This is a genomic window from Streptococcus handemini, from assembly GCF_040984445.1.
GTDB lineage: Bacteria > Bacillota > Bacilli > Lactobacillales > Streptococcaceae > Streptococcus > Streptococcus handemini.
Window position 1 is genome coordinate 1 of record NZ_JBFRYH010000082.1, and the last position, 7,441, is coordinate 7,441.

Here is a 7,441-nt window from a genome sequence, read left to right on the forward strand (position 1 = left end):
GTCCCATATGACCTATAATGAAAAGCAACCAAACTATCATTTTAGAAAGACTCATATGAAACAACTAAATCGTATCACAAATTTTCTAGGAATAAAAGACAAAAATATCGTTTTCTCTGAGGAATATGATAGGGGAACCCACCTAGAACTCCATGGTCACTTGGATTACATGCCTCCTAAATGCCCAGTATGTAAGGGACAAATGGCAAAATATGACTTCCAGAAAGCCTCAAAAATCCCCTACCTAGAAACAGCTGGGTATCCACTCCTTATCCGCCTTAGAAAGCGTCGCTTCAAGTGTAAAGAATGTGGAAAAATGGCAGTCGCAGAAACGCACCTTGTCAAGAAAAACCACCAAATCTCTGGCGCTGTCAACCAGAAAATTGCCCAGCTACTCATCGAGAAGCAAGCAACGACACATATTGCACATAGACTATTTATTTCAACATCATCAGTCCTCAGAAAACTAAATGACTTCAAGTTTGAAACAGATTGGAACAAACTGCCAGAAGTTATGTCTTGGGATGAGTATGCCTTCAAAAAGGGGAAAATGAGCTTTATCGCTCAAGATTTCAACTCCCTAAATGTCATCGCCATTCTCGACGGAAGAACACAAGCAACTATCCGAAACCACTTCCTACGCTATCCTAGACAGGTCAGAAATCGGGTCAAAGTCATCGAACGAAATGCCTTTGGTTTTAGGCACTTTGAAAATTTTAAAAAACGCATTTTGATTGCCTTAAACATCAAAAAAGAGAAAACGAATGTCGTTCTCTCTAGATGTTAGTTTTTCATCTACCCACTACAGTTGACAATGAGCCAAAGAAGACGGTTTTTGGGATAGGATTGAAGTTCTTTCTTAGAATGGATTGAGTAGCTAATAAACCAGTCTTTGTTTTACCTCTATAATGGCACTCTAGCCAATGTCAAATCAACATGGCAATAGCCGTTTGGATTTTTCTTTAGATAGTTTTGGTGATAGTCTTCGGCATCTAGAAAATGGCGCAAGGGCTCGAGCTCAACAGCTAGAGGACGTCCATCATGTTCTTGACTGACAGCTTGCAACATCTCTTGCGCAATTGCCTTGTCACTCTCATCGGTATAATAAATCCCTGTACGGTACTGACGGCCAATATCATTCCCTTGTTGATTGATGGAGAAAGGATTGATAATGCGGAAATAGTGCTGAAGCAGGTCACGTAATGGGATACGTTCTGGGTCATAGGTAATCGCGACAGTTTCTGCATGATCTGTCGCATCAATTAAGGCATAAGCGGTCACCTCAGATTGGCCGTTGGCATAGCCTACTCGGGTCTTGACCACTCCGTCAATCAAGTCAAAGTAGCCTTCGACACCCCAAAAGCAACCGCCAGCTAGATAAATTGTTTTCATATACTTACCTCCGATTCTTAAATTAAGATAGTTGTATCTTTATTCAACTACAGCCAGATAATCTGAGTAGCCTTCTTTTTCCATGTTCTCGTAAGGGATAAACCTGAGCGCAGCAGAATTGATACAGTAGCGCAGACCGCCTTGCTCAATCGGACCATCAGGAAAGACATGACCCAAGTGCGAATCGGCCTCATTGCTACGCACCTCCACACGTCGCATGCCAAAAGAGTGATCCGCGTGGTTGGTTACTCGATGTTGCTCAATCGGTTTTGTAAAGGCTGGCCAACCGCAGCCTGAGTCATATTTATCTGTAGACGAAAACAAGGGTTCTCCACTCACGATATCAACATAAATCCCTTTTTCGAAAAACTCATCGTATTGTCCAGTGAAAGCACGCTCAGTAGCGGCGTTTTGTGTCACTTCATAAGCCAAGTCACCGATACGATCGCGCAACGCTTCTTTATTTTCTTGTACCATGTACGTCTCTCCTTTATAAAATCTTTTGACTGCTGTCGTTAGATGAAACGAAGTCATCAAAGGTGTGTTTCTAGATTATTTTGCTCTTAACAGCGACGTTAGCGTTGACCATAGAATATAGGTTTGTGTTGGGAATGCCATCACCATATTGTTGAGATCCTGTGCGGTTATCTTTTTCTCAATAATGGGTGTCAACCAATCCAACCAAGTGCCTACTTGACTGGAGATAGCAGCACCCACGAGGTAATCCTCCTTGTCAAAAATCAGTGCTAGTTCTGCATCTAGTTCATGATTCTTGACCCAGTCGTATTGCTCTCCCCATGGAATTTCGACTAATTTGTATTGGTCAGGGCGAGCCTTTGCTTCGTCAATAGTGACGCCAACTTGACCAATGCGCGGAAGGGTAAAGACCAGATTCGGGATAACAGGATAGGAGATAGCTGGCCCGTCGGGATATAAGAAATCACGCCCGATATAATTAGATTCAAATTCAGCGGTCGGAGTCAATTTCGGAATCGTCTTATCAACAACGTCTCCTGAAGCGTAGATAGTTGGCATAGCGGTGCGCATATGAGCATCAACCTTGATTCCTCGCGGGCTAGCTTCGATACCAAGATTTTCCAAGCCCAGGTTTTCAACATTGGTAGCACACCCTGTCGCGTCTAGCACGAAATCGCCAGTAGCCGTCAATCCTTCGGTGGTTACTACGCGGAAACTATTGTCCACTTTTTCGACTTGCGCAACAGCTTGATCAAAGTGAAAGACAGCGCCTTGGACTTCAAATTTATCTACGATTTTCTTAACATAATTTTCTGGATAGGCTAGCAAGGGACGATTTGCATATTCAAATAAGGTCACTTTCTTACCTGTTTAATTACATATTTTCTAACAGTTTAGCTAAATCTTCTATCTCTTGGGAAGTACCCACTCCGTCTAATTTGGCTAGAATAGGCACTTGGTAAGTCTGTGCAATGTTTTCTGCTGCAAAGTTAAAGGTTTCAGCATGTTTGGCCATTGAACCACTCCCAACAACGGCCTTGACGCCTGGATTATTGGCTAAAAATTGTTCAACGACCTTCGGTGTTTTCCCTTTTCCTGTAGAATAGGTGAAAATCACGTAGTCTCCATCCACTTTCTCAGTGCCTGTCTTGATTTTTAAGGCATCTGCCAGATGAAGCTGATTCACAATTTTTTCAACATGGCCTGTACGGCTTGCATAAACGATTTTTATCATCTCTATTTATTTTTCCTTTCGTTCTTGTTTGAATGCCTCTAGCATGACTTGTAATAATTGTAAAAGGCTGTCGTTGTCCGTACTACTTTTAAAACTGTTAGAAATCTCTGTTTGGATAGCTACGGCTGCTTGCTTTAGATCTGCCCCCTTTTGAGTGAGGGTGACATTCAAGTCCCGAGCATCTACTTGCGAGCGTTCCCTAGTGACAAATCCTTTTTCCTCTAATTTCTTTAGGACAGGTGTTAGGGTGCCACTATCTAAGAAAACCCTATCCCGTAGCTCACGAGTGATGATGCTGTGCTCTTCCCAAAGAACCATCATGACGACATACTGGGTATAGGTCAGTCCGATATTAGTTAAAAAAGGTGTATAGCGATTGATAAACTCTCTCGAAGCAACATACAAAGAAAAGCAGAGGTTGTGTTCTAAAAGTAGGGTTTGAGGTTGTTCTTCGATTTGAGCATCAAATACTTGTTGTGTCTGTTTCAATTTAAGCTCCTTAAGATCAATTTTATCAAATCGATTGCTTGAAACTAATTTAGCAAAATTAAATAAATCTGACAAATATTTTGCTCGAAGCGATAGCACTGTTGGCGATTCAGTATAGTTCGCTAGATTTTATACAATTTCATGAAATTTCTCAGAAAATATTCTTGATTTTTTTCATTTTTTCATTATACTAATAAGTACATCAATCATGTATCTGGTTCATTTTTGTAGAAAATAGCCAAAGTAGATTGATACTACAAAACAAATACCGGTTGACGTCTCATAGGAGGGATTTACTCCAACTGTGAGAAAGACGGAACTCTGGAGAGACCGTAATGGCGCCGAAGGGGCAAGGTGATGTGTCAGCCTATCACTCAAACTCTCAGGCAAAAGGACAGAGCATAGGAATGTGGAAGTGAACTTCCCCTAGGCTAGTGGGTAGAATGACTACTGATGATATAAAAAATCGCAGCCTCATTCTCATTATGGTTGAAACAGAGTTTGACAGTCATGGTCAGGCTCTTTTGTTTGTCATAGATTAGCATATGGAGGAGATGAGATGTTAGAAATCTTGCAGCGTGTCAATAGTTTGGTTTGGGGACCTCCCCTACTCATGCTCTTGGTGGGAACAGGGGTGTATTTTAGCTTTCGATTGGAATTGTTTCAGGTCAGAAAACTGCCACGAGCTTTTGGGCTTGTTGTAGCAGATGATCGGAGTGGTCAGGGGGATGTGTCTAGTTTTGCCGCCCTTTGTACGGCTCTTGCAGCGACTGTTGGAACAGGAAACATTGTCGGAGTAGCAACTGCGATTAAGGCAGGTGGTCCAGGTGCCCTCTTTTGGATGTGGATTGCGGCCTTTTTTGGAATGGCAACCAAGTATGCAGAAGGTTTTTTGGCGATTAAATACAGGATAAAAGATGCTAATGGTCAAGTGGCTGGGGGTCCAATGCACTATATTACCCTTGGTATGGGTGAAAAATGGAGACCCTTAGCTATCTTCTTTGCGATTGCAGGCATTTTAGTGGCCTTTCTTGGTACTGGGACCTTTGCACAGGTCAATTCCATTACCTCTTCTTTGGAAAATAGTTTTGCTTTTTCTCCGCAGATTGTGAGTATCATTCTGGCGCTTCTTGTAGCGGTCATTATTTTTGGCGGGATTGAGTCCATCTCTAATGTCTCCACTAAGGTCGTTCCTTTTATGGCCCTCTTATATATTGCGGCAACAGTGGCTCTATTAGCTGTGAATGCTAATCAACTATTGCCTGCTCTTTCCCTAGTCGTAAAGAGTGCCTTTACGCCTAGTGCAGCTCTAGGTGGTTTTGCAGGAGCAAGCGTGCGTGCAGCAATCCAAAATGGGATTGCTCGAGGAGTCTTTTCAAATGAATCAGGCCTTGGTTCAGCCCCAATTGCAGCAGCAGCAGCCAAGTCCAATCAGCCAGTCGAACAGGGCTTGATTTCGATGATTGGGACTTTTATTGATACCATTATTATTTGTAGCTTGACCGGCTTGTCGATCTTAGTGACTGGGCAGTGGACAGTAGATGGACTGGAAGGTGCCCCTTTGACACAGGCAGCTTTTGCAACTTTTTTTGGTGCTCCAGGAGCCCTTGCTCTAACCTTTAGCTTGGTTCTCTTTGCCTTTACAACCATTTTGGGGTGGAGTTATTATGGAGAACGGTGTTTTGAATTTCTCTTTGGAACACGGTTTATCTTGCTCTATCGTATCATCTTTATTGCCATGGTAGCCTTGGGCGGATTTCTCCAATTGGAAGTGATTTGGCTCATCGCTGATATTGTCAATGGGCTTATGGCACTCCCTAACTTGATTGCCTTACTCGCCCTGTCTCCGATTATTGTCCATGAAACCAAGCGGTATTTTAAGGAAAAATAGCAAAATAAGCAGAGTTGGTCAAGAGGATGTAAAGCAAGAAAGCAATGTGGTATAATAGGAGAAAAAGGAGAATCGCGTGCATTTTTTAACCAAATACCTAGCCAAATTTGATTTCGAAGCCATGCTTATGGAATTGATGAGCAAGGTGATTTCGCTTGTTCTACTATTTGTTGTCTTTTACATTCTGAAAAAGATTGTGAGGGTTTCGGCCAGAAAGCTATTTTTGTCTTCCATACGTGTCTCGACGCAAGATATTGGCCGGCAAAAGACGATTGCTCGCTTGTTAGAAAGTTCTTTGAATTACGTATTGTATTTTCTGTTGCTATACTCGGTTCTGACTATCTTGGGGCTTCCAGTGTCTAGTCTCTTAGCAGGGGCTGGGATTGCAGGGGTTGCCATTGGAATGGGGGCTCAGGGCTTTTTATCTGACTTAGTCAATGGTTTCTTCATTCTACTCGAACGACAGTTTGATGTTGGTGATGTCGTTGGTCTGACCAATGGTTCAATCAAAATAAAAGGAACAGTTGCCAGCGTAGGCATTCGAACAACTCAGGTTCGAGATGGGGACGGAACGCTTCACTTTATTCCCAACCGTAATATTCTGGTGGTGAGTAATCAATCACGAGGTGATATGCGTGTTCAAGTAGATATTCCGCTAAGTCTGACGGCTGATTTGGCGAAGGTTTGGCGGATATTTGAACAAGTAAACCAACAGGAGCTTGCGAAACAATCTGCCATCAAGGGTGCGAAAATGATTGGCCCTCAGACGCTTGACAATGGCTCATTCGTTTTTCGTGTCCAATTCTTTGTGACCCAGAGTCATCAAAGTCAAATCTATCAGCATTTCTATATGCTATACCATGAAGCCTTATTAGCTGAGGGGATTGATCTTAGAGATTCATAAAGAAAGAAAAAAACGTATTTCCAAAATGGGAGTTTTTCATACACAGTACCGCTTGCGGTGCGGCGATAATGTCAAGCATCTTTTACAAGGAGAAATCTTAGAAAACATAACAAAAGGCTCGAAGATGAGCCTTTTGTTATGTATAGATAATAGATGCTTTGGAATTTGGGTAGAGATTTCGTAATTCTTCTAAAAAATGTGGGTGAATCGCGAGCATGGTTGAGAGAAGCTCTTCATTGTGGTCTTCCACATAAATCTTAACCGATAAAGCCATACCAATTTTGATAATCTGATAATTGATGTGAGGAAGGACATGCTTGAAATGCTGCAAAATCAAATCATCAATAGGCTCAGTAATTTCTTGGTCAGTTGCCAGACCGTGTGACAGTTCGATAAAAGCAGCATGCAGCATTTTAACAGGCTCTGGTAAGAGACAGATGACAGAAATACTCGTGATAAAAAAATCAGCTGTGTAGTGTAAAAAGCCGAATTTGCCATTGAAATCAATAAAGTAGAGAAGGCAAAAAGCAAGCCCTGCTCCTAATGATTGCAATCCGTCAATCATACTCCCCTTGGTTTCGGCCTTTAAGATGGTACTTAGGAAATTGATTTTTCGATTTTGGTGGTGATTATAAAAGCTAAGGGCAAAGCAGAGGGTGACAACAAAGAGGGTATAGGGTAGGATTGGTCCTACAACGAGAGGCTCCCCCTCACCTGCAATGAAATAATGCAGAGCAGTCTCAGATGCATTGATAAAAGCCAGTAACAGCAATAGCAAAATCAGAATAGACTTGAAAATGGCATAGAGTGGTTCTAAAAAATGAAGACCATGTGGATAGCGTGTGGTCTTTTTGTGGCTAATTCGTGAGATGTAAATACCGATTATTGCTGACAAAAAACTGATAAATGAGAAAAACCCGTCCAGTATGAACGGCTCCCTGTCAAGTAGACAGTCAAATAATAAAAGATACTAAGCAACCTGATTCCTGAATTCCCAAGGAGTCAGGTTGTTTAATTTTGTTTGATAACGTTGTGTATTGTAAAACTGGATATA

At 42.0% G+C, this 7,441-nt stretch carries 8 protein-coding genes, 2 pseudogenes and 1 riboswitch; of the genes and pseudogenes, 3 read left to right on the top strand and 7 right to left on the bottom strand.

The genetic code is table 11. The features are described from left to right. Positions 1 to 55: 55 nt before the first annotated feature. Positions 56 to 694: pseudogene (locus tag ABPH35_RS09770) on the top strand (transposase family protein); the annotation flags it as partial. A gap of 212 nt (positions 695 to 906) precedes the next feature. Here ABPH35_RS09770 and msrA read toward each other — a convergent pair. The 5 genes and pseudogenes from msrA to ABPH35_RS09795 form a co-directional block, all read right to left on the bottom strand. Beyond that, a pseudogene (gene msrA, locus ABPH35_RS09775) lies at positions 907 to 1,392 on the bottom strand (peptide-methionine (S)-S-oxide reductase MsrA); the annotation flags it as partial. Between the two features lie 39 nt (positions 1,393 to 1,431). Further along, on the bottom strand, positions 1,432 to 1,869 hold the full coding sequence (gene msrB / locus ABPH35_RS09780) for a peptide-methionine (R)-S-oxide reductase MsrB (RefSeq protein WP_349989539.1): 438 nt from the start codon (positions 1,867 to 1,869) through the stop codon (positions 1,432 to 1,434). 75 nt (positions 1,870 to 1,944) lie between these two features. Further along, positions 1,945 to 2,727 carry an FAD-dependent oxidoreductase gene (locus tag ABPH35_RS09785; RefSeq protein ID WP_349989536.1) on the bottom strand — a complete coding sequence of 261 codons (783 nt, stop codon included), beginning with the start codon at positions 2,725 to 2,727 and terminating at the stop codon, positions 1,945 to 1,947. A gap of 16 nt (positions 2,728 to 2,743) precedes the next feature. Then, entirely contained in the window at positions 2,744 to 3,103 is a 360-nt protein-coding gene (locus ABPH35_RS09790; protein WP_349989535.1) for a class Ib ribonucleoside-diphosphate reductase assembly flavoprotein NrdI, read from the bottom strand. Between the two features lie 6 nt (positions 3,104 to 3,109). Continuing rightward, positions 3,110 to 3,592 carry a MarR family winged helix-turn-helix transcriptional regulator gene (locus ABPH35_RS09795; RefSeq protein WP_349989534.1) on the bottom strand — a complete coding sequence of 161 codons (483 nt, stop codon included), beginning with the start codon at positions 3,590 to 3,592 and terminating at the stop codon, positions 3,110 to 3,112. A 311-nt stretch (positions 3,593 to 3,903) separates the two neighbouring features. After that, a riboswitch (glycine riboswitch) is annotated at positions 3,904 to 4,000 on the top strand. A gap of 151 nt (positions 4,001 to 4,151) precedes the next feature. Between ABPH35_RS09795 and ABPH35_RS09800 the strand changes: the two genes are divergently transcribed. Continuing rightward, positions 4,152 to 5,483, top strand: a complete 1,332-nt coding sequence (locus ABPH35_RS09800) for an alanine/glycine:cation symporter family protein (protein WP_349989533.1) — start codon at positions 4,152 to 4,154, stop codon at positions 5,481 to 5,483. A gap of 121 nt (positions 5,484 to 5,604) precedes the next feature. After that, positions 5,605 to 6,387: a mechanosensitive ion channel family protein gene (locus tag ABPH35_RS09805; protein WP_349989538.1), complete on the top strand. Its 783-nt coding sequence runs from the start codon at positions 5,605 to 5,607 to the stop codon at positions 6,385 to 6,387. A 136-nt stretch (positions 6,388 to 6,523) separates the two neighbouring features. Here the strand turns inward: ABPH35_RS09805 and ABPH35_RS09810 are convergent, their stop codons facing one another. Both ABPH35_RS09810 and ABPH35_RS09815 read right to left on the bottom strand, forming a co-directional pair. Further along, complete coding sequence (locus ABPH35_RS09810) at positions 6,524 to 7,315, bottom strand: cation transporter (RefSeq protein ID WP_368849782.1); 792 nt, start codon at positions 7,313 to 7,315, stop codon at positions 6,524 to 6,526. A 42-nt stretch (positions 7,316 to 7,357) separates the two neighbouring features. Further along, on the bottom strand, positions 7,358 to 7,438 hold the full coding sequence (locus ABPH35_RS09815; RefSeq protein ID WP_349988131.1) for an IS3 family transposase: 81 nt from the start codon (positions 7,436 to 7,438) through the stop codon (positions 7,358 to 7,360). Positions 7,439 to 7,441: the final 3 nt, after the last annotated feature.